We start from the raw sequence: 628 nt of genomic DNA on the forward strand, positions 1-628 counted from the left end.
TATCCTGAGCCTACTGTTCCTCCCACTGCAGAAGCGGTTAGTGTTGCGGTTTCGTCTTCACACAATATATAATCACTCGATACCGCCGATGCTGTGAGCTGGGAGTTCACGGTCACCGTTACCGTGTTATTCATCTCCGTGTCACAACCTGTAGCTGTGATCGTCGCAAAAACGTTGAAGGTCGTGTTCGCCGTCAGGTTACCTGTCGGGAGATTGATCAATCCGCCTGTACCTGCCGCCGGGGAGCCGATCGCTACGTCACCAGCATCGTTGCGAAGCTGGTAAGTAACTCCACTCTGGCTTCCTGCAATCTGGATGTTGGTTGAAGTACCGTAGCAGATGTCAGGAGCTGCAGCCGTCAACGTAAGACCTGTCGGAACCGGATCAACAGTGATGCTTACGGTTTTCTGTGACGTACACACTACACCGAAGTTATCCGTAACGGTTACTGTGAAATTGTAGATCGTCTGTGACGCAATATTCGGAGGTGTGAAAGTCGGGTTTGCGACGTTAGTGGCTGACAAGCCCGTTGCAGGCGCCCATGAGTAAGCATATCCTGAGCCTACTGTTCCTCCCACTGCAGAAGCGGTTAGTGTTGCGGTTTCGTCTTCACACAATATATAATCAC

General features: G+C 51.3%; 1 protein-coding gene. It reads right to left on the reverse strand.

The genetic code is table 11. The annotated features are described in order from the left end of the window. Positions 1–628 (reverse strand): Ig-like domain-containing protein (locus tag KK083_RS32340; RefSeq protein ID WP_254170301.1); only part of this gene is annotated, 628 nt, incomplete at both ends.

Origin of the sequence: Chryseosolibacter histidinae, assembly GCF_018598225.1 — a bacterium.
In the GTDB taxonomy this organism is placed as follows: Bacteria; Bacteroidota; Bacteroidia; order Cytophagales; family Cyclobacteriaceae; genus Chryseosolibacter; species Chryseosolibacter histidini.